The organism is Rhodococcus sp. FW305-130 (genome assembly GCF_058788335.1).
Map to the genome: position 1 here is coordinate 85910 of NZ_JBYTAP010000010.1, position 19674 is coordinate 105583.

General features: G+C 60.5%; 17 protein-coding genes and 3 pseudogenes. 9 read left to right on the forward strand and 11 right to left on the reverse strand.

Going from position 1 to position 19674, the window contains the following annotated elements; all coding sequences use genetic code 11:
* Positions 1 to 102: 102 nt before the first annotated feature.
* From AC3WQS_RS27205 to AC3WQS_RS27215, 3 genes and pseudogenes are all read right to left on the reverse strand, one after another.
* The gene (locus tag AC3WQS_RS27205) at positions 103 to 441 is read right to left on the reverse strand and encodes a cupin domain-containing protein (RefSeq protein WP_256670335.1); all 339 of its coding nucleotides are present in this window, start codon (positions 439 to 441) and stop codon (positions 103 to 105) included.
* 51 nt (positions 442 to 492) lie between these two features.
* Positions 493 to 702: pseudogene (locus AC3WQS_RS27210) on the reverse strand (helix-turn-helix domain-containing protein); the annotation flags it as partial.
* A gap of 587 nt (positions 703 to 1289) precedes the next feature.
* Positions 1290 to 1538, reverse strand: a complete 249-nt coding sequence (locus AC3WQS_RS27215) for a hypothetical protein (RefSeq protein ID WP_492712940.1) — start codon at positions 1536 to 1538, stop codon at positions 1290 to 1292.
* Between the two features lie 204 nt (positions 1539 to 1742).
* Here AC3WQS_RS27215 and AC3WQS_RS27220 point away from each other — a divergent pair.
* Positions 1743 to 2340, forward strand: a pseudogene (locus tag AC3WQS_RS27220) (hypothetical protein).
* A gap of 201 nt (positions 2341 to 2541) precedes the next feature.
* Positions 2542 to 2982, forward strand: a complete 441-nt coding sequence (locus AC3WQS_RS27225) for a hypothetical protein (RefSeq protein WP_492712939.1) — start codon at positions 2542 to 2544, stop codon at positions 2980 to 2982.
* A gap of 504 nt (positions 2983 to 3486) precedes the next feature.
* On the opposite strand, the gene AC3WQS_RS27230 is transcribed toward AC3WQS_RS27225, so the two are convergent.
* Positions 3487 to 3888: a helix-turn-helix domain-containing protein gene (locus AC3WQS_RS27230; RefSeq protein ID WP_492712938.1), complete on the reverse strand. Its 402-nt coding sequence runs from the start codon at positions 3886 to 3888 to the stop codon at positions 3487 to 3489.
* Positions 3889 to 4287: 399 nt separating this feature from the next.
* Here AC3WQS_RS27230 and AC3WQS_RS27235 point away from each other — a divergent pair, with 399 nt between their 5' ends.
* Positions 4288 to 4713 carry a hypothetical protein gene (locus AC3WQS_RS27235; protein ID WP_492712937.1) on the forward strand — a complete coding sequence of 142 codons (426 nt, stop codon included), beginning with the start codon at positions 4288 to 4290 and terminating at the stop codon, positions 4711 to 4713.
* Positions 4714 to 5376: 663 nt separating this feature from the next.
* Here the strand turns inward: AC3WQS_RS27235 and AC3WQS_RS27240 are convergent.
* The 6 genes from AC3WQS_RS27240 to AC3WQS_RS27265 all read right to left on the reverse strand — a co-directional run bounded on the left by AC3WQS_RS27240 (position 5377) and on the right by AC3WQS_RS27265 (position 11852).
* Positions 5377 to 5688 carry a winged helix-turn-helix transcriptional regulator gene (locus AC3WQS_RS27240; RefSeq protein WP_492712936.1) on the reverse strand — a complete coding sequence of 104 codons (312 nt, stop codon included), beginning with the start codon at positions 5686 to 5688 and terminating at the stop codon, positions 5377 to 5379.
* Positions 5685 to 5951 (reverse strand): VOC family protein, encoded by a 267-nt coding sequence (locus AC3WQS_RS27245; protein ID WP_492712935.1) that lies wholly within the window; start codon positions 5949 to 5951, stop codon positions 5685 to 5687. Before AC3WQS_RS27245 ends, AC3WQS_RS27240 begins: the two co-directional genes overlap by 4 nt.
* Positions 5952 to 6053: 102 nt before the next feature.
* A complete protein-coding gene (locus AC3WQS_RS27250; protein ID WP_492712934.1) occupies positions 6054 to 6599 on the reverse strand; it encodes a cysteine hydrolase family protein in 546 nt (181 codons plus the stop codon).
* Complete coding sequence (locus AC3WQS_RS27255; protein ID WP_492712933.1) at positions 6596 to 7978, reverse strand: MFS transporter; 1383 nt, start codon at positions 7976 to 7978, stop codon at positions 6596 to 6598. Before AC3WQS_RS27255 ends, AC3WQS_RS27250 begins: the two co-directional genes overlap by 4 nt.
* Before the next feature lie 38 nt (positions 7979 to 8016).
* Positions 8017 to 9753, reverse strand: a complete 1737-nt coding sequence (locus tag AC3WQS_RS27260; protein WP_492712932.1) for a hydantoinase B/oxoprolinase family protein — start codon at positions 9751 to 9753, stop codon at positions 8017 to 8019.
* Positions 9750 to 11852 carry a hydantoinase/oxoprolinase family protein gene (locus AC3WQS_RS27265; protein WP_492712931.1) on the reverse strand — a complete coding sequence of 701 codons (2103 nt, stop codon included), beginning with the start codon at positions 11850 to 11852 and terminating at the stop codon, positions 9750 to 9752. The genes AC3WQS_RS27260 and AC3WQS_RS27265 overlap by 4 nt, the downstream gene beginning before the upstream one ends.
* Before the next feature lie 232 nt (positions 11853 to 12084).
* On the opposite strand from AC3WQS_RS27265, the gene AC3WQS_RS27270 reads away from it, so the two are divergent.
* On the forward strand, positions 12085 to 12807 hold the full coding sequence (locus AC3WQS_RS27270) for a GntR family transcriptional regulator (protein WP_400823333.1): 723 nt from the start codon (positions 12085 to 12087) through the stop codon (positions 12805 to 12807).
* A gap of 10 nt (positions 12808 to 12817) precedes the next feature.
* On the opposite strand, the gene AC3WQS_RS27275 is transcribed toward AC3WQS_RS27270, so the two are convergent.
* The gene (locus AC3WQS_RS27275) at positions 12818 to 13963 is read right to left on the reverse strand and encodes a pyridoxal phosphate-dependent aminotransferase (protein ID WP_492712930.1); all 1146 of its coding nucleotides are present in this window, start codon (positions 13961 to 13963) and stop codon (positions 12818 to 12820) included.
* Positions 13964 to 15133: 1170 nt separating this feature from the next.
* Here AC3WQS_RS27275 and AC3WQS_RS27280 point away from each other — a divergent pair.
* From AC3WQS_RS27280 to AC3WQS_RS27300, 5 genes and pseudogenes are all read left to right on the forward strand, one after another.
* Complete coding sequence (locus AC3WQS_RS27280; RefSeq protein ID WP_492712929.1) at positions 15134 to 15346, forward strand: hypothetical protein; 213 nt, start codon at positions 15134 to 15136, stop codon at positions 15344 to 15346.
* A gap of 594 nt (positions 15347 to 15940) precedes the next feature.
* The gene (locus tag AC3WQS_RS27285) at positions 15941 to 16108 is read left to right on the forward strand and encodes a hypothetical protein (RefSeq protein WP_492712928.1); all 168 of its coding nucleotides are present in this window, start codon (positions 15941 to 15943) and stop codon (positions 16106 to 16108) included.
* Between the two features lie 1151 nt (positions 16109 to 17259).
* Positions 17260 to 17667 (forward strand): hypothetical protein, encoded by a 408-nt coding sequence (locus tag AC3WQS_RS27290; protein WP_492712927.1) that lies wholly within the window; start codon positions 17260 to 17262, stop codon positions 17665 to 17667.
* A 1142-nt stretch (positions 17668 to 18809) separates the two neighbouring features.
* Positions 18810 to 19034, forward strand: a pseudogene (locus AC3WQS_RS27295) (MurR/RpiR family transcriptional regulator); the annotation flags it as partial.
* A 48-nt stretch (positions 19035 to 19082) separates the two neighbouring features.
* Entirely contained in the window at positions 19083 to 19664 is a 582-nt protein-coding gene (locus AC3WQS_RS27300) for a MurR/RpiR family transcriptional regulator (protein WP_228118039.1), read from the forward strand.
* Positions 19665 to 19674 lie beyond the last annotated feature (10 nt).

Genomic DNA, 19674 nt, shown 5'->3' on the forward strand with positions numbered 1-19674 from the left:
CGTCAGAGCGCATGAAGGATCGACTGAGGAACCGGTGGGCACAATGCACAACGGTTTAGAGCCAATCAGTGAGGGGAAACGCCTGCTAGGTGTAGCGAACTATTACCAGGTGGGTGGAGTATTCACCCAGATGGAGACGCAGGCTTCGTCGTATGGATTCATGTACCAATGGGGGACATCGGAGGCATAGGTGATCGAGTCGCCGGCCTCGAGAACGTACAACTCTCCGTCGAGGTAGACGTCCTTCTTCCCGGAGAGCACAACACCGAATTCTTCTCCGCCGTGGCGGAAGGGGGTGGCGCTGGTGTCGGACCCTGGAGGGCTGACAATCCAGTGCACCTCCAAGGATCCGTTGAGATTGGGGGTCAAAAGTTCGTAGACCTCTCCCCCGTCGGATTCTCGCGCAGTTCCTTTGAGGTTGCGCCGTTCATCCTTCCGCACGACCGGGGACGTGGATTCTTCTTGGGTAGGGAAGAACCGTCCAACGGGGATCCCCAGTCCGTGGGCGAGCTGAGCGAGTGTAGTAAATGACGGGTTCGCTAGTCCGCGTTCAATCTGGCTCACAATCGCGGGGCTCAGCCCCGTGAGTTCAGAAAGTTGCGAGAGCGTGAGACCCCGCTCCTTGCGCAATGCCTTGACCTGGATTCCGACGCTAACGAGGAGGGACTTCATGACAGCTGGCGATGTAGCATCAAGCGTCATTAGAAGTCCTTCCTGTGATGTGCGCTACGTTCAATATACTGAAAAAATTTACTAAGTCAACGATTTTGTGAAACTCGCAGAGCCACAGGCCGAATCCCCTCGGTTGCGGATATCCGCAGGGCAGTAAACACGTAAAACGCATCGAACTTACGCGCGGAACCTGGCTCAATGAAGCAATCCCACGCCAAGCAGTTCCGCTGAGACGGTCATCCAGCCTTTGACCTGACTACCCGCAACGGGGACCCCACAACGCGCTTGCCTATTCGCTGAGATCCTGGCGGTCTACATTCTCCGGGGCCCGCGGCATACGCAATCGAGAGGCAGATACGACCCCACGTGCAACTCTGGCCGCAACAAATCGGCGCCCCGCACCTCGTCCAGTACCGAGACCGGTTCACCGGCAACCGTATCCGAACAGACGACACCGTCGAGGAACAGCAGCCCACCGCATAGCCGAGAAACGACTCCCGCTCTGCGTCGCGGATGACTACCTTCCCACGGCGCAGTCCGGCTCTGGCGCTGTTACCCGATCCAGGAGTTCTGTGCCGAGTCCGCTTTCGAAGAGCGAGACGCGCCGCGGGGTGCTTCTAGTCTGCATGGGCAAGGTCTTCGTCGTTGGCGAAGATCAGTCGTCCGTCATCCAGTGCGATCGCCCAGCGATGTACCGGAGCCCAGTCCCGCCCTACCGACCCGGAGTCGATGACCATGTCCGCGTAGTCCTCGATCACCACACCCGTGCATGTCACGGCGCCATCAGCATCGGAGCCTGACACCGTGATTCGAACTCGGGCACCTACTGCGGCCACGTCTTTGCTTTTGCCGTTTTTGTCGGTCATCTGCCTGATTCTGACAGAGCAACTTCGTTCGGGCCCAGCGTCGCATGCTCAGGAAACGCGCGGAGCCGAGTGTGCTGGATGCCGCTGTCGTTCGCTGGAGCTGTTACCCGTGTCCGTCCGAGACCACCGTGAGCACGGCCCTGTCGGTGCACGCTCCTACAGTCGGTTCGGGTAACAGTCCGGATCGAGTGCCAGGAGCAGCTGATGACGTTCGTCAACGATGCTCCATCGCCCTTGCCTGGCATGCCCGACAACACTCCCGCGCTGCCGGCGTTCCAGATGATGTTGATCGGGCAGCCCCAGCTTGTACGCATCCCCGAACGTCTGTGGCGTTCCTGGCTCGACGATCCTGCCGTCGTGTCCCGCTTCGAATCCAAACGCTACCGACGGCGAGAGCAGTGCTGGCCGTGGATCGGCGGAGTGTCCTCGACCAGGCACGGATCTTTCCGTGCGGCGAGCCTGCCCGGGCTGTCACGACACGGGACCGTGCCGGCGCATCTGTTCGCCTACCAGCCTGAATACGGCGTCGCATTGATGGCACAGCACCGCATCGTCGACTTCGCCGGCTGCACCAACCCGGCACACATGCAGTTGGGAACCAATCGCAGCAACCCGTGGCGAATACAAGCTCCGGCGACGCAACATCGCCAGCCCACTCGCCGACGTTCGCGGGCCCGCGGGTCGCACTCGTGCCATCGCCGCCGCGATCCGGACCGGGATCGAACAGAACCTAGGAAGCGACGTCATCGACGAGCGAATCGCCGCGGCCGAGGCTGCAGGACGTCCGCTCCCACTCTGGTAGCGACACCGCGATGCACGTTCAATGCGAATGTATTTCGTTGCCGCACTGCACATTTCGCTCATTGTTGACAACGCTGCATATCAAGATTGGTCGTATTGTTCCGAGTTCGTGGGGAATGAGCCAGGCTGGGGGCGCGCCCGCGACGTCGGGTGTGGACCACTGGGCTGAGAGACTGGCTCGGTGCGTCACCACGATTTGTCTTTGAGTGCCACGTGGTCTCCCTTGCTGGGGGTTCGGGTGGTGCACTCGGACTTGCCTGAGCCGTGGACGTTGGCTTTGTCTCGATTGGGCCGCGACCTGTGGGTGCGCCAGTACGGCAACGATATTGAACACGTCGATTGGGAGATCGACTACGACCCCGAGATCGACGGTGTGTTCCTGCTGAGCGCGGTGACGGTTGCCGGCGTCGATCCGGGCGAATTCGATGGTAGCTGGATCGGGACCCACGTCGACTCGGACGAAGAATTCGCGCTGTGGGCGATGGCTGATTCGGTCCAGGACGTTGTGGCCGACCTTGGTACCGCATGGCCGTGGGGTGACGGCGGCGGATTCATGAGCGCGCGACTCGTGGAGGGTGTCGCTGTGTGGAAGGACAGGAACGGTTGTACGACACGCATGGGAGGCCTGGGCGGCATCGTCTGACCAGCCCAAACCTCGACTCCAGCTAGCACTGCGCCCGAATTCGTTCGACGGCTGGCTTTCGAATACTGCATAAACCGCGGTGCAGTTTCGCGGTGGCAGCTGGACTGCCACCGCAAGCGAAAGACGCTGCGGCACAATATATGCAGAAGTTAGCATGGAAAAATATAAGTTATCGGCAATGAATTTTCGCACTTGGATCGCACACTCGAAGTACTATCTGGCATTTTGAACGCGGAAATTGGATATCATTTCATTGCTGCGGCGATTCTGAGTGGTCAGTTCGGCCGCGCAAGGCCTGCCCTCCGGCGGTGCACTCGCCGGGGGTGGGTCTCTCCAAACGCTCACGCCGCCACGTTGAACCGTAGGCACTATGGACGCGCTGGCGACGCGCCTGCCTGATACTTAAGTACCGTGTGCAACCGCCAAGCGCGGTTCGGCCCCATACTCGAGAAGTAGTATCCCTCGTGCACGTTCGCCTTTGCCGGCTCGGCGTGCGCGGCCCGCCTAGGTGTAACTGACGAACACTGTGGGCGGGCCATCCGGCGAATGGAGAACTCCGTCCACCCGGACAGGAATCGGCGGCCCTCCCAAGTCTCCGACAGTCCGGCGCCGAATCTCGTCGAGAATCTGCTTGTTCGACAATTGCTGCAGCGACTTCCGTGTGGGCGACAACGGCCGGTTCTCCTCTTCCGTCATGAACCCGGCGGCGATCAACACTTCCTGCACAGGCGCATCGAACAACGCTGCGACGCGCCGCAGCACCTGCGGGGTCGGGGACCGCGAGATCCTTGTCCACTGACGCATCTGGGATGGATACACACCGAGCGCCCGAGCTGCTTCCTCTGGACTTTCATAGCCGCGGGCCACGATCTGGTCTCGAACCCAAGCTGCGAATCCTGAAGCCATGGGCGCTATTTTCCCACGGAATCTCTGAACATTCGCGCAGCGAAACAGTTCGAGAGTTTCGCGCTCGGATCAGTTATCCCCATGCGCTGTCCGCGAATTGGAGATAGTTCAGCACTCAAGTATCTGTGACTCCGCGAAGACTGGTATCGGAACCCTCGGATCCGTAGATTTTCATCGGCGGCATCGCTCGAACCCTCAACTTCGGGTATGGCGTATGCCCTACCGACGCGATCCCCCCCAGATAGTCGGCAGGGCACCATAAACGGTACGCCGCTTCCGCCTCGGTTCTCGGCGCACCCCGGGCCGCCAGGGTGCTGATCACACACTCGCTGGTGACCCTTCTTGGTAACCCCTGGATCTTGAAAATGCCCGACGAGATTGAGGTCTGACCTTCCCCTCATGCGGTATACAGCTGCCGCGGCAGTTCGACGCGGTAACACGGTCAGCCGCATTGCCCAGTCCCGAGCTGGCAGCGGCACCATCCGCGACATGGGCGTGGCGTGGCCGATCGCGATCATGGGCTTGTTGGGGTTCGATGTCGGCGGCTTCTCCGCCGTGATGCCCCAAGTGATCCTGGCAGTCACACCCTCCGAAGAGACCGCTGCCGCGATGGGCGTCAACCGGGTTGTGCGTTCGGTCGGCTTCTCCATCGGTAGTGCCGCCAGTGGTGTGATCCTGGCCGCGTACACCATGACCCGGACCTTCTCCCCCACCAACTCGGGCTACTCGACCGCAGCGTGGACCGCATGCGCGCTGGCACTACTCACCATCGTGCTCGCAGCTGGCATCAACGCCTCCCGGAACAACCGACTACCTTCGCCGTGAACCGAAGAAGCAACACAGTCACTGCAGGGCTATTAGCAACATTCTCGATGTCTAAATCTACTGCGCACCAACACATGCTGTGGCTTTACGGTCACCATCCCTCTGCGCGGACGAGTTTGTGAGTCGAACGGCGCCAGCTCGGCCGGCGCCGGACTTCAGCAGCGATCTCCACGGACGACTGGCAGACATGTGCGCTACCAACACCGCCGCACGCTCCACTGGCCCACATGTTGTGTGCGCGGGACGCCGCGGGCGAGGCAATCCGGAGTGTAGACAGCCGATGGCCACGATGGCATCGAATTCAAGAACAGAACGCAGGAAGGGGCGTCATCGAAGAGCGTATCGTTGCGGCCGAGGCTGCAGGACCTCCACTCTCACTCCGGTAACTAAGCTGTCAGTCGACACACTGGCGTTGCAGATTCACTGTGAACATATTTCGTGGCAGCGCAACATATTTAATGTACTAATCACTAGAATACGTTGATGCACAATTATTTTGCGCACATAATTCGGTAGGCGTCGATCTTTACGGACGTTCGCCGGATCCGTCACTGCCGCCGGGCTTTCTCTTCGACGCATCGGACCATGCGGATCCAACGATATGTCTTGACGGTCAACGGCTCCCGCAGCTTCCTGCAGCCTAGCCCGTCACGGAGAAGTTTGTCAGAGCGCATCACGATCCTGTGACGCATGTGGTTTTGCTTCGCGGGCCCAGTGCTGGAGCGCGACGATCGTCTCTCGCAAGGCACGCCCGCGATCGGTGAGCGCGTAGGCGTGAGAGTTGTGCCGCAATGGCAGACGGGTCAGAACGCCGGCCGATTCCAATTCACGCAGGCGGATCGCGAGCATGTTGGTTGGTACTCCGAGGTCGCGCTGCAAATCGCCATAGCGCTGCGGCCCGTCGAGTAACCGCTCCACGATGAGCAGGGCCCACCGCGCTCCGACGATGTCGAGGACCGCAGCAAGGTCACTCACGCTGCCGGGGTGGGTTCCGGCTTCATCCAGAACGGCGAGTAGTGGTAACCGTCAGGGTCGTCGAACTGGCGCTGGTACATGAAGGGATAGTCGTCAGTGGCACCGATCCGCCCGCCTGCGTCGCCGGCACGCTCGACGAGTTCGTCGACTGCCTCGCGACTGCCGAGGTCGAATGAGACCGTGACCTCCGACGGGGTATCAGGTCCGCCGACCAACTCCTCGGCGCCGCCGACACTCGCGTACATGTCGCGGCCGCCGAGCATGACGTACGGCCGACGGAGATCTCCTGTCAGGGCCCATCACTGGACTCCGAGGTGTGACGGCTCCAATTCACGACGTGAGCCATTCGGAAGCGGTCGAGACCGCTACTCCACGTGCAGGAAACAACATTTCCATGAGGAACCTGTGTACCTCACCTCCGGATCGGGATCGGCGCATCCGTCGGAGAGTACCGACACTTGGTAGTCGAGATCAGCTGCGGCGTACACCGTAGCCGCCACCATGGCAGAGCTCGCTACGCCACAGACAACGACTCGGTCGATTCGTTTGCTACGCAGCACCATGTCCAGATCCGTGCCGGCAAATCCGCTGGCGCGGCGTTTGAGAACCACCGAATCTGCCGGATCGACAGTGAGAGCGTGGACGATCGAAGTGCCCTCGGATGTGTCGTGAAAGACCTCACCCATCGAGTAGAAGTGCTGCATCACAGAGTTGTTGGGATGGACATCGGTTCCGTTGGGCCGAAGCCCGGCACGCAAGTACACGATGTGAGTACCTGCGCGCCGAGCCAACGGAATAGTTTCTGCGAGCACGGGGACCACCGACCGGGCGAACGGGAACTCCCGAACGATTCCGGTCTGGACATCTCCGACGATCAACGCCGTCCGCTTCTGAGTGCTCGAGTTCGTCACAGCTTGTCCACGCTGTCGGTCGCCACGTCGCCGCTGTTGACTGCGATGCCGTCGCCTCGAACACCGAGTGCTTCGGCGCGTCGCCCTACCGTCAAGAGAATGATCAGGCCGACCACAATTACTGCGGCGATGGTGAGCAGGGCGTAGGTGTAGCTTCCGGTCGCGGTTTCGATGGCTCCGGTGACGTAGGGGCCGATGAATCCGCTGAGGTTGCTGACCGAGTTGATCAATGCGATGCCGGCAGCAGCAGCAGCGCCCGTCATCGAGAGGGCCGGAATACGCCAGAATTGCGGCATCGCGGTGTAGATACCCGAAATGCTGACGCACACAGCAATAATGAACAGTGCCCCGTTCTGGGTGAATGTGGCACCAACGAGACCGAGCGCCCCGAATGCCATCGGTACGGTCGTGGAGAACACAGCCGAACGTCGTACCGCAACGCGTGACCACAGCACCATCACGACAATGGCGGCGACGGAGGGTATGGCAGCAAGTAGAACGCTGGAGACATTTGCTGCCGACCCGATGGAGGACGACAGGTTTTCGATCATGGTCGGCAGGAAGAAGGCTATCGGATACAGGCCGAAAACGATTGCGAAGAAAGCGACCGCGAGCGCCCACGTTCGGCCGTTCGTCAAAGCCTGGCGCATACCTGTCATTGCGCCGTGGCTGACTTGTAGGGCGGCCTCTTCGCTCAGAATCTCGTTGACATATACCTTTTCGTCAGCCGTGAGCCATTTCGCTTTCGATGGCTTTTCGGGCAGGAACATCAAGATGATCACGCCGACGATAATCGTGAGAACACCCTCGACGACGAACAACGAACGCCATCCGGCGATGCCCAGTAGAGCCTGACCCCACTGGAGCAGCGCTGCGGCGATGGGTGCTCCGATGATGCTGGAAAGCGGGATGCACAGGAAGAACGCCGACATCGCCCATGCTCGTTGCTTTTTCGGAAACCAGAACGTGAGGAAGAGCAGGATGCCGGCGGCGAGTCCGGCTTCCGCGAAACCGAGGATCACGCGCGCGATGTACAGCTGGGTAGCTGATTGGACCGCCCCTGTGACCGCTGTGACCATGCCCCAGGAGATGATGATGCGACTGATCCAGATGCGGGCACCGAACCGTCGCAACATCATATTGCTGGGGACCTCGACCAGGACGTATCCGAGAAAGAACAGTCCTGCCGCGAAGCCGAGCTGCGCCGTGGTCATGCCCAGATCGGCCGACATGGGTTTGGCGATGTAACCGAGATTAGCTCGGTCGATGTAGCTGATGACATATGCAATTCCGACGAGGGGAATGATTCGGAACGCGATCTTGCGCCAGAGTCGGCGTTCAGCGTCCTCATCGAGCACAATCGTGCGGCCTTCGTTCATGGCACGGACCTTCCAAAGTGGGTGGTGGACGGATACCGCTAGCGAGCGGCCGACACTGCTCGGACAGATTCGGTCTCGCCGAGGAGAACCTGTCCGGCGCCGAGGTCGATGACTACTCCGTAGTCACGGAGGGCACCTTCGATGGTGACCTTCTCGTCGAGGACATCGTCGAGGACGTGCTGCGGATCACGGTTGAAGGGATCACCGTGGCCACCGCCTCCTGCGGTGACCTGACGGTGGCGGCTACCTGCCTGCACCGTCAGATGTGGTTTCGAGGCGATGAGCTGTTCGGCATCTGTGCCGTGGTCGAGGATGTTCGCCGATGGGGCGCCGGCGCCACCGCCGTGGAGTCCGTAGGGGAATGATGTTCTGCGGTCGGACCGAATTTGGACGCTGGCGGTCTCGTGCAGAACTGTCATATCGCGGAAGGTGGACACTCCTCCGCGGAAGGTGCCTGCGCCTCCGGTGTCCGGGAGGTAGCCGTATCCGTCGATGCGGATGTGTCCGGATTTTTCGAGTTCCTCGATCGGGGTGTTGGCGAGGTTCGCACCCAAGGGGCTTATGCCGTCGTTACCGTCACCGGTCGGCGTCGCACCCCATGATCCACAGAGGATGTCCCACAGGATCACCGAGCTGCCGTCGGATTCGACGAGGCCCACCGCCACCGAGTTCGGTCCACCGTCACCGGCGGCCGGTACCCGGCCCGGGAACGCCGGCGCCAGAGCTCCGAGAACAGTGTCGATGATTCGATATGCCACCAAACCGCGTGCTCCGCGAGCGGATGGGCGCTTTCCGTCGAGAATGGAGCCTTCGGGAATGACGAAGGTGAACGGGCGGTAGAAGCCGCTGTTGGCGGGAATGTCCGAGCCGAGCGCGCCTTGGAGGGCCGCGTAGCAGGCGGACTGAGTGAACGAGGCGGTTGCGTTGAGCGCGGATGCGACCTGGGGCGAGGAGCCGGTGAAGTCGAAGGTGATGTCATTGTCGGTGATGGTCACGGCGACTTTGAACGGGATCGCACCCGAGCCGAGCCCGTCGTCGTCGATCTGATCCTCGAACAGGTAGCGACCGTCGGGGGCGTTGCTCAATTCGGTTCGAACGAGTATCTCGGAGTAGTCGAGTAGTTCGTCGATCAACCGCGTGTATTCGTCGATACCGTACTTTTCGACGAGGGCCCGAAGCCCGAGACCGCCTGCATGGCTGGCCGCCAGCTGGGATTCGAGGTCTCCGCGCAACAGATCCGGCTCGCGTACGTTTCTCAGGATCACATCGAGGAACGTGGAGTTGAGTTCCCCGCCCGCTACGAGACGCGAGGGTGGGATCTGGATACCTTCACCGAAGATCGAGGTCGACTGCACTGCCATCGAACCTGCCGCCCAGCCGCCGACATCGGTGTGGTTGACGACGGTGACCGTGAACCCAATCAGCTGCTCGCCGGCGAAACTCGGTGCGACAGAAAAGATGTCAGGCAGATGCATGCCACCCTTATCCGGATCGTTGAGGATGTAGACATCGCCGTCGGCGATGGAGTCCCCGAACTCGTCGAGGATGGCGTCGATGGCGGCAGGCATCGACCCGAGGTGTACCGGGCAGGTGTTTGCTTGCGCGATGATTCGGCCTTCTCGATCGCACAGTGCGGTCGAGAAGTCCATGCTCGATGCGACGATTTGGGAGTGCGCGGTGCGCAGGATGGTGATGGCCATCTCGTCGGCGAGTCCGGATACTGCGTTCCGGAACACCTCGAAGGTGGCTGCGTCTCGGATGATGGTGGTGCTCATGCGGTGACCTCGATATCCGTCCAGCTGATGATGATGTTGTTGTATTCGTCGAGATGGGCTGTCGCGCCCGGGGGGACGAGCGTGGTGGAGTCCATGTCTTCGATCACGAGAGGCCCTGCTTCCGGGGTGCCTGTAAGGTGCGCTCGCGCGATGACGGGGGTGCTGATTGTGGTCTCGAAGCGGCAATCGCGGGCCCGGCGGTCACCGGGATCGGTGTCGGTTAGCGTCAACGCCTGATCGATTGTGACCTTGTTCGGGACGAATCCGCGGACGCGGATGTTGACGATTTCCACCAGATCGTCGGCACCGGATCGCCCGTAAGTCTTGTCGTGCTCTGCATGGAAACGTTGTTTCACCTCGTGCATAAGTGCGTCGTCGATCTTTCCTTCCGGCAACGGAATTCGAAGATCGAACCGCTGGCCGTGGTAGCGCATGTCCAAGATTCGATCGATACGAACGTCCTCGGATCCGAGGTGCTCGGTGACGGTAGTCGCCAGTTCGTCGAACTCGTTCGCGAAGCGTTCGAGCGAGAGGTGTTCGGCGCGGAACGGGGTGACGGTCTGGTATTCACTGTCGGCGACGAGGAGCCCGAGACTGCTGAACAGACCGGTGTGCACCGGGACGATGACCGTTTTGATTCCGAGTTCACGCGCCAGCGCGGCGCCGTAGAGCGGTCCGGCACCGCCGAAGGCAACCATCGTTGCTTCTCGGGGGTCGCGTCCACGTTCACTGGTGACTGCCTTGACGGCTTTGGTCATGTTGGAGATGGCTACTTCATAGGCGCCTCGCGCGACCGCACCCGGGTCGGTGTCGATGCGGTCGCTCACGGCGCCAAGGACTTTCGCTGCCAATTCCGGTTGGATCGTCACTCGGCCGCCTGCGATGGCGTCGGGGTTGAGGTAGCCGAGGACGACGTTCGCGTCCGTCAGGGTTGGCCGTTCTCCGCCCTGTCCGTAACAGGCCGGTCCGGGCCGGGATCCTGCGCTGCCGGGACCGACGTGGAGTGCTCCCGCCGAGTCCACTCCGATGATGCTTCCACCGCCTGCACCTACTTCGGCGATGTCGATCGAGGGCACGCGGACGGTGTATCCCGCTCCCTTACCCATACTTCGCGTGATATTCATGCCGCCGCCAACCTCGTAGTCGTTGGCCAAGAACGGCTGCCCGTTTTCGATGAGAGATGCTTTAGCGGTCGTTCCGCCCATGTCGAAGGCGACGACGTTGTCGAGGTCGAGCAATTGGGCGAGCTTCTGAACTGCGATCACACCTGCGGCCGGGCCGGACTCGATGATTTGTACGGGACGCTCCACCACTGATGGCGCATCCAAGAGTCCTCCGGATGACTGCATGATCGAGAACGGTGCGTCGATCCCACGCTCGCGGAGGTTGCGGCCGAGTTCAGTGACGTAACTGTGCACCACGGTTCCGACGTAGGAATTGACCACCGCTGTACTGCTTCTCTCGAACTCGCCCGGCTCGGGCGAGATGTCGACCGACGAAGTCACGTACACGTCGGGCAGCAACTCCTTGAGTCGCTGCGCGACCGCCCGCTCCTCTTCAGGTCTGACATGCGAGTTAATCAAACACACAGCCAGCGCTTCGATTCCGTCCGCCTCGAGCTGACGGGCGAGGGCATCGAGTTCGTCGAGGTCCACAGCGGTTTCGATGCGTCCGTCTGCGTGGATCCGCTGATCGATCTCGTAGCGGTGGCGGCGCCGCGCCAAGGGTGTGGGCTTCTTCCACGACAAGTCGTAGAGGAGCGGGCGCCGCAGTCGGCCGAGCTCGAGGACATCGCGGAACCCCTTCGTCGTAACCAAAGCCGTTCGCGCGCCCTCCATCTCGAGAATGGCGTTCGTTGCCACAGTGGTGGCGTGCAGGACTGCAGAGATGTCACTGGCCGAAATGTTCGCATCCGTCATCGAGGCCGTCACGCCGTCGATGACGCCTGTCCCGAAGTCGGGCGGTGTCGACAGTACTTTCATCGGGACGATGCGGGCGTCGGGGCCGAGGGCGATGACGTCGGTGAAGGTGCCACCGATGTCAGCCGCCACGCGCCACGGCGCATCGACTGTCGGATCAGCGGAGTGGGACGGGGTCATTGAGAGGCCTTTCTGAAGACAAAATTTCGACGAAGATCAACACCGGCACCACGATCGAGTGGGCATCGTTGGGCGTGCCCCGCTGCGATTACGTGCACGACTTGTGGTCCGCGTCACTTCAAGCTAGCCGCAGTGAAAGATATTAACAAGTGCCACCTAGGATCTTGTACATCTACGACACATATTTCTTGGGTGGGTTAAAGTGTTCGCAATCGAAAGACTGGTGGGAACAATGAGGTACAGACCGGCTCTACTGCTCGAGCACGATGTCAGCGGGTCGATGATGGATCGTGCGTACTTCACGCTCAAGCGGGACATCATCGAGCTGAGGAGGCCACCGGGGCAGCACTTCACCGAACCCGAGGTGGCCGCTTCGATGGGCTTGAGTAAAACTCCGGTCCGTGAAGCGCTCGCGCGACTGCACCGGGATGGTCTCGTTCAGCCACTGCCTCGCGCCGGCTACGTGGTGTCCTCGGTGACGTTGGGTGATGTGGCGAACTTGTGCGACATGCGTACGCTTCTACAGGGCGAAGCCGCGGCTCTCACCGCGACCCTGGGGCTCGGTGCGGCTCAGTCCGATCGCCTTGTGGAGTTGTGTGCAGATGACAACTACGGCCAACTCGGGGGACCCCACCTGGATGCACGGTTACGCGAAAACTACGAGTTCGAATCCATCATCGCCAACGGGTCCGGTAACGCACGTTTGACCCGTAGCGTCGTAGAGGTCCTGGACGAGATAGAGCGAGTCGTTCGATTGGCCGTGACGCTGGCCCCGTCGATGCCCGAGGCGCGTATCGGTGAGCGGGCAGCGATCGTCGACGCAGTCATCGCCCAGGATCCCGAGGCTGCGCGGTCAGCGATGCAGCACCGCACGAGGTCAGCGCGCCGCGAGATCATCGACGCGCTGACCAGCAGTCATGCAGTGACATCCACGCCGATCTTGCTGCCCGGCTAACCGCAGTGGACTAGGCCCGCGATCCTGCAGACCTGGCAGTGGCAACTGTTTCGGCCACGCGGTCACCCAAAGCCCGAACATCGGATTCCTCCGCGCCGTACAGAAGCCTGACGTGCGTATCAGGGCCGAAGAACCCCCCACCGGACAAGGCGACCACTCCCGCATCTAACAGGAAACCCTCCAGATCCTCGCCCCGGTGGCCCGTCGCACTCAGATCTGCGAACAGGAAGATCCCGGCCTGAGGAAGGACCGCAGGAATCTCGGCCGCGGCGAGCGCGCCGTGCAGTACGTCGCGGCGGGCTTTCATCGTCGCGAACTCTCGATCCAACCACTGCTGAGGTCCGGTAAGTACAGCGGTGGCTGCGGCTTGCGGGACGTCGCCGACGTTGATCACGTCCCACTCGAGGGCCGCGTGAATCTTGTCGATCGTGGCTGGGGAGGAGTGCACGTAACCGATCCGCCAGCTCGAAAACGCGTAGTTCTTGCTCAGGCTGGTGACGGTCACCAAGCGATCACGGTCGCCACCCAGCGCCTGTATAGGGGTGTAGCCGGGTCCGTCATGGACATATCGCTCGTACGATTCGTCGGCAAACACAATCAGTCCGTGCTTATCCGCCAGGGAAAGGACGGCGCGGAGTTCCTCTGCCGTCGGAACATTTCCCGTCGGATTGTTGGGATTGCACAGCACGATGGCCGTGGTTCGTTCCGTAACAGCCGCTGCGATCTGGTCGAGATCGAGCGACCAGCCCATCTGCGCTGTCGAACACACATACCGTGGGATCGCGCCGGCCATCCGAATCATCCCGTCGAAAAAATATGTGGGAGAAGGGACGACAACCTCATCCCCTGCTGAGAGCAGGGCCCGGAGAGCAATGCTCATCCCGTGCTGTGCGCCGTGAGTGATCAAAAGCTCCGTCTCGGCATCCACGGCGACATCGTGCTCTCGCGTCAGGATCTCCGAGATGGCTTGACGTAGATCCACGGCGCCACGGGTACGACGTGCAAAGACCTGGCCTGCAGCTTCGGACGCCGCTTCCACCACATGGGGCGGCATGGGCACCACAGGTACTCCTCGAACAGGGATGACGTCGGACCCCGACAAGGCAGACAGCGCAACGCGCTCGGTGAAAGCAAGGGCAGGCAAGCGATCGAACATCAGGAAACTCCTTTTATGATCTCAATTAGATTGGTTTAGTATCTCAAAGGTGCACGTTGAAAACAACGAAACGTACCGAGAGGTGCAAAACAGAGCCTCGGCAAGCATGACGCCCTCTATATCTCGCATGTTCGCAACGAAGCAGACCGGCTGATCGATGCTATCGACGAACTCATCGATATCGCGGGAGTGACGGCAGCTCGTGCAGAGGTCTATCATCTCAAAGCATCTGGACGACAGAACTGGCCGGCGATGAGGAAGGCGATCGACAGGATCGAGAGCGCACGTGTCTCGGGAATCAGCGTCAGCGCCAACATCTACCCCTATGAAGCGGGCGCAACAACACTGGGCGCCTGCATCCCACCGCAGTTCCATGAGGGCGGCCGCCTTGCTGACGGCGCTGATGGTGGACCATCAGGACGAGAACCGTTGACCGCAGCACGAGAACCCCAACCCCCCTCGTGATCCTCCAAACCTGTACCCCCGAAACGGGATCGGAATGCTGGGCATGGTTCGTTCCACCCCTTGGTGCGCCCCGTCGACTACCGCCCTCGGAACACTCACCGTTCCCGAACCTGGAGTAACACTGGGATTTACGTTCTTTGCCCAGTTTGCGATGAACACAGCCGCTACGGCAGCCGCGGGGCCGGAATGTTCCGGGGCCGATGGTTTTTCGCTACGTGTGTAGCAGAGCATCCCTCGACGCCGCGTGGATCATCATCCTCGAAGACCAACTCGCTGAAGCCCGGCATCACCGATGAGGCGGGGCGGGAGGAACGGATCTTTCCTCGCCCCCACGAATATCCAGGGCGCGAGATCGTCAGACCGGCATAGGGCGGTCACGGGTCAGGTATCGATCAACTTCGGCCCAGTCGCGACTCCTCGGATACAAATAATCCTCCTTGTCGCACTCGTCGCGGGAGAAAGGACGAGGAGCATAGGCATCACGACGGACCGAATGGCGCGAGCGCAATCCGGTGACCACATTGCACCACACCGGGTCGGAACATTCCGGTACACGCCCGCGGGCCGGAGCGGTAGTTCCCACCACGAAACCACTGCTCTCACACAAACATTCCGACGACCGCACCTAGGTGTCTCAGACATTGGACGCGATCCACACCCAGGATGGGCCGTTCAGCGGTCGGTACCGCATCATCGACTCGAACGGTGAAACGGATCGGCGTCGGCGTCGGCGTCATCTACGAGCACGGAACGGCGACCGGTAGTGCCGACTTCTACATCGGCGTCACCGAAAACCTCGGTCGTTCACTTCAGGGGCCGGGCAACGAAATGGTCAACGAGATCAGCAACTCCAGTGGAGCGATCGAACCGAAGGACGCTGGTGAACGCATCCGGACTTTCTGCTGGCTCATCCACTGACCACTCAAGACTTTGGCGATGCCTTCGACGAAGACGCCGTCCCCTAGGCTTATCGTGCAAGTTCGTAGGCGCGAAATGAGTTCCGCGCGTTCAGAACCGTCTGATTTTGTTCGTCCCATACTCTGGTCATTTCTTAATAATCCAGCAACACCGCTCGAAGTTTTGGTTCATAACATTCGAAGTGTAAGAAAAAAATCAGACAAGGAAAGGAACAAACATGATCCCAGGTTTGCAACTCGAACAACTCACACGGCAGGTAGGGAATTTTGCTCACACAGTTGTCGTGGATGGGCCAGTAACGCCAAACCCCGGAATTCCGTCCGGTCCAGGCATTCCTTCCTTCGGAAGTTAGCAAATAGGGCCTGCGCTTTACCTTGAAATTCTGAGCACAGGCCGAAAGGGCGTTCTCGAACGGGTGCGCAGATATAGTTTCTGCATCTGCGCACCCGCCGAGAACTTATCCTCGCCGCCAAACAGTACTCGTTTCGGCGTTCCCCGCTCACCTACGACACCGATCCATTCCGTTCTCACACTGGGTCCGAGTCGCGTCCAGTGCGGACACGTGACTCTCTAGAAAAAAGGGGGGTCGCGATCATGACCCGTCAGCAGGCGACTGATCTCGCGTTGGCGATCTCAGCTGCCACGGTTCTCGGTGTGACGGTTGGAATTCTTGTCACCGATGCCGTTGCCGGTTTGGTCATCGGATCCGGAACTGCAATTGTGTTTCAGGTCGTCCTCCGTACGATTACCCCGAGGAAATGACTGTCAGTGTCAGTCCGGCTCTGGCACAGCGCCTTTGCTCTGGCACAGCGCCTTTCCCGTGTTGCTCAAATCGGACGGCTCCGCCACGCGTCACTTGTTACCTCTGCAGAAGAGAACAAGTGTCGTTATTGATCGAGTCGATCCATCTCTTCGGTATACGCGATGGTTAACGCTCCATCGCCAAGCCTTTCGACGTTCCCACGCGTCCCGTGGCCGGTCCAGATCTCCGCAATCCCTGACGACACACGGACGATTCGTTCCCAGTTGGCGCGAACTCGTCTCCCGGCCACTGCGACAATGCATCCGATGAGCCAGTCTCGGCGATTGGCCATTCACCCATTGCATACAAAGTGCGTGAACAGTTGGATCGCGTTGTTCGAACTCTGCGCTGTGGTTCCTCATTTCTGGGGAGGAATCATAGCAATACCGTGAACCGTGATCCGCGAAGCTTGGAAGTGGTGATATGTCCGTGTGCAGAGCATTTCGAAACAGCGCAGTTCGACGTCGAGGTGCATTCTTACTATCGACGTCATTCGAGACCTAGCGATAGCGCACCGTCACACCTCAGCAGATGATGTGGTTTCCGGACCATGCGCTTTGTTGCGCCCCATCGTCGGCCAACGGTGCTACTTCCCTGGCCTTTTGGATTCTTGCAGTGGCAGAGTCCTTCGACGATCGCCGCCGGAGGTGCCGCGTAGCGAGGGGTCTCGTCCGACGCCCTGGATGACGTAGTTAATGCCGCGAGTGAAGTTTCGATCGCAATCCATAAACGGAACAGCTGTCGGACCACGCTCACCAACATATCCCGCATCTGAAATCGGGTGGCATGCCGGTGCGGTCGGTGCCGACTGTCTGTCCAGGGTGGAAGTGGGGGGAATGCGAGAATGAAGTCAAGGATCGTTGCGTAGCAACGGCAGCGCTGACCATTGCTGTCTATCTAATTCTTGTCGGGGTTGCTGGCTGGATCCTGAGCTTGATTGTCCAGCATTGGATGGAACTCGGACGGATTCTGCCGCTTTCATTGCGGCATCTATCAATCCCTATTTCCTAATGATCCCCCAAGGAATCGCTAATGGTCCCGTAGTTTTTCGCCTCTAGTTTGAAATTATGTCAAAGCCGCAAGGGCTCTGACACAACCGAAGGAGATCGCCATGCGTCAGTCCCTCAACACTCACACCTTCCGCAAACGCGCCGCGATCGCGGCAGCCGGACTGGCTGCCACAGCCGCGATCGCGGCCCCCGGAATCGCCTGGGCCAGCGACTCTGCTCCCCACAGTCCGGTCATCGCTGCTCAGGAGCTTGGACCCGCCGTAGCTGGCGAACCCCTGGACGCGACAAACTGCGAGCCGGTGATCAGCGATCTCAGTCCGGAGAAGCTACAGGAGATGATTGCCGACGCCACCGCCCTGCCTACCGCTCCGGTCGTGTCGGCTCCGCCGGTCGACGAAACGGGTCGCACCCATACGCGAGTGGTGACTGACGAAGAGTCGCAGCGGATGATCGCGGACGGCAGCTTCGTTGAGGGTGGCTTCGCTGGCGCCGTGACTCGAATCTGCTAGGGCACGCTGTAGTCGCTGGCACAAGGATCTGGTGACCGACGTCGCCCTCGTCCTCGCCACTCGGCGACGGTCCAAGACCCCTCTCAGCGTCCGGATCGCATGGCAATGGGAGGGGTCGGGAGCGCGGAGGAACCTCACGACACGCTCGAACTCGGTAAACCTCGCTACGAATCGGCTCGCTGCACGCCAGGCGCGATCGCGATACCTGAGACCGTCGCCTTAGTGTCCCTGATGTGAATCTTCAGTGCGGCAATGATGTGTCCCTCGCGCTCTGACATATCTCGTTTGCACGGCGAACGAGCACAAGATCGAAGTATCAGCGAACTTCGACCCCGCCGCAATCGCGTCAACCTTTATCCCGGACGAGAGGTTCGTATATTCCCTTGGTCTGGACCCGTGGGTCGGCCCCCTTTGCAGGCACGCTTCAAACCCTGCCATGGCTGCAACCAACAATTGTGAGTCATCAACTGTGCGGTGTTCAATTTGGGCGAGGGGCCGCCATGATGCTGCAAGAAGAATCTCCAACTGCGGTGGCGACGCTGAATCCGGCAGTGAGGGAACGCGAGCTCCCACCTTCGCCACCTGGATGGACCGTGTCGATAGCAGGACCGGCAGATCATTCCGGCCACAACACTGATCCGCCGGGAAGCTCCCCAAGTAGGCCAGTTTTACCGACTGGCCCCTTCAATGAAGTAGAGGAGGCTTTCGACGTAGTTTGCGCAAGAAGGCATTTCAGTCGACCGGTCAATGAGAATCTTCAAGTCCCATCCTTGCGAGTTAAGTGATCGAGTACGACGAAAATCAAGACGCTCCTGGCCGCGGCGACTTCACAGTTCTGGCGACCTTAGGAGCGCATCAACTCGTGGGCCACGCTCAATCCGTCGGTGGTGCGACATTGTCTCCGTGTTCGATGGCCAACCGTCGCGCCGACTTTGGATTCGCGCCACGACAAGGCATCCTCCCGATACTTGTACGCCGACGCTTTCAGATAACAGGGTTCGGACGAGCATTCCACAGGTACGCCACTTTACCGCCAGGTGAACAACAGCTTCCTCACTCGCTGCGGCATTGTCATTCCGGTTAATCTGACTCTCCCTCGGACCACCCGAGGGCCCACCGGGACAAGACAGGCCAGGAACACCATGCCCTCTGTGCACGACCGCGATCCGACCATAGCCCGGCTCAGGGCCGGACTCGCCACTCTCGGACCGAGCGAACAACGGGTTGCGAGAGCGGTACTTGCACAACCACATGCAGTGCCCCAACTATCGACAGCTGAGCTTGCCACGGCCTCGGGAACGTCCCAAGCCACCGTGGTGCGGGCTTGCCAACGACTAGGCTTCCGCGGGTTTCAGCATTTACGACTCGAACTCGCCCGGTTGGCGACACGTCCGGAGCACACTCCGGGAAATCCTTTGGACGAATCATTCACCGCAGCAGCAGAAGCACTGTCTGCGACCCGCGCGAACATCGACGAAGGAGCGTTTGACACCGCCGTGGACCTCCTCGTTCGAGCGCGGAAAGTGCTGTTGGTCGGCAATGGTTTCTCCTCACCCCCGATCCAAGATGCGGCTCTTCGCTTCACCACGGCGGGCCGCAGTGTGGAAGCCCCATTCGACATCCTGGCGCAGCAGTTCTCGTCGCGCCTTCTTTCGCCGGACGATGTCTGCCTGGCCGTGAGCTACTCGGGTGCCAACATCCATACCTTGCGGGCGTGTTCGGCATCGCGTGATCGCGGCGCGGCGATCATCGCAGTCACGAGTTTCGTTCATTCGCCCCTCACCCGACTCAGTGACCACGTCCTGTGGGCCGGTGCCGGGTTACTCGAGAACGACGCGGACTCGTTTGCCAGCAGAGTGAGTCAGACGGCAATCCTCTACGCCCTTCACCGGGCGATTCTCGGCCATCCAGAACACCGCGACGCCGACTGGGGGGCACTCGAGGTGGTTGCCGACGCACTCAGCGAAGACCGGCCCGCCACCGAATCCGACTGTTAGCCAAGTAGTC

Coding starts and splice junctions, on each gene's coding strand:
- AC3WQS_RS27215 (WP_492712940.1), bottom strand. CDS start 1,538: ATGACCGACAAAAACGGCAAAAGCAAAGACGTGGCCGCAGTAGGTGCC.
- AC3WQS_RS27285 (WP_492712928.1), top strand. CDS start 15,941: ATGACCCGTCAGCAGGCGACTGATCTCGCGTTGGCGATCTCAGCTGCC.
- AC3WQS_RS27260 (WP_492712932.1), bottom strand. CDS start 9,753: ATGAGCACCACCATCATCCGAGACGCAGCCACCTTCGAGGTGTTCCGG.
- AC3WQS_RS27265 (WP_492712931.1), bottom strand. CDS start 11,852: ATGACCCCGTCCCACTCCGCTGATCCGACAGTCGATGCGCCGTGGCGC.
- AC3WQS_RS27275 (WP_492712930.1), bottom strand. CDS start 13,963: ATGTTCGATCGCTTGCCTGCCCTTGCTTTCACCGAGCGCGTTGCGCTG.
- AC3WQS_RS27230 (WP_492712938.1), bottom strand. CDS start 3,888: ATGGCTTCAGGATTCGCAGCTTGGGTTCGAGACCAGATCGTGGCCCGC.
- AC3WQS_RS27255 (WP_492712933.1), bottom strand. CDS start 7,978: ATGAACGAAGGCCGCACGATTGTGCTCGATGAGGACGCTGAACGCCGA.
- AC3WQS_RS27290 (WP_492712927.1), top strand. CDS start 17,260: ATGCGTCAGTCCCTCAACACTCACACCTTCCGCAAACGCGCCGCGATC.
- AC3WQS_RS27270 (WP_400823333.1), top strand. CDS start 12,085: ATGAGGTACAGACCGGCTCTACTGCTCGAGCACGATGTCAGCGGGTCG.
- AC3WQS_RS27235 (WP_492712937.1), top strand. CDS start 4,288: ATGCGGTATACAGCTGCCGCGGCAGTTCGACGCGGTAACACGGTCAGC.
- AC3WQS_RS27245 (WP_492712935.1), bottom strand. CDS start 5,951: ATGCTCGGCGGCCGCGACATGTACGCGAGTGTCGGCGGCGCCGAGGAG.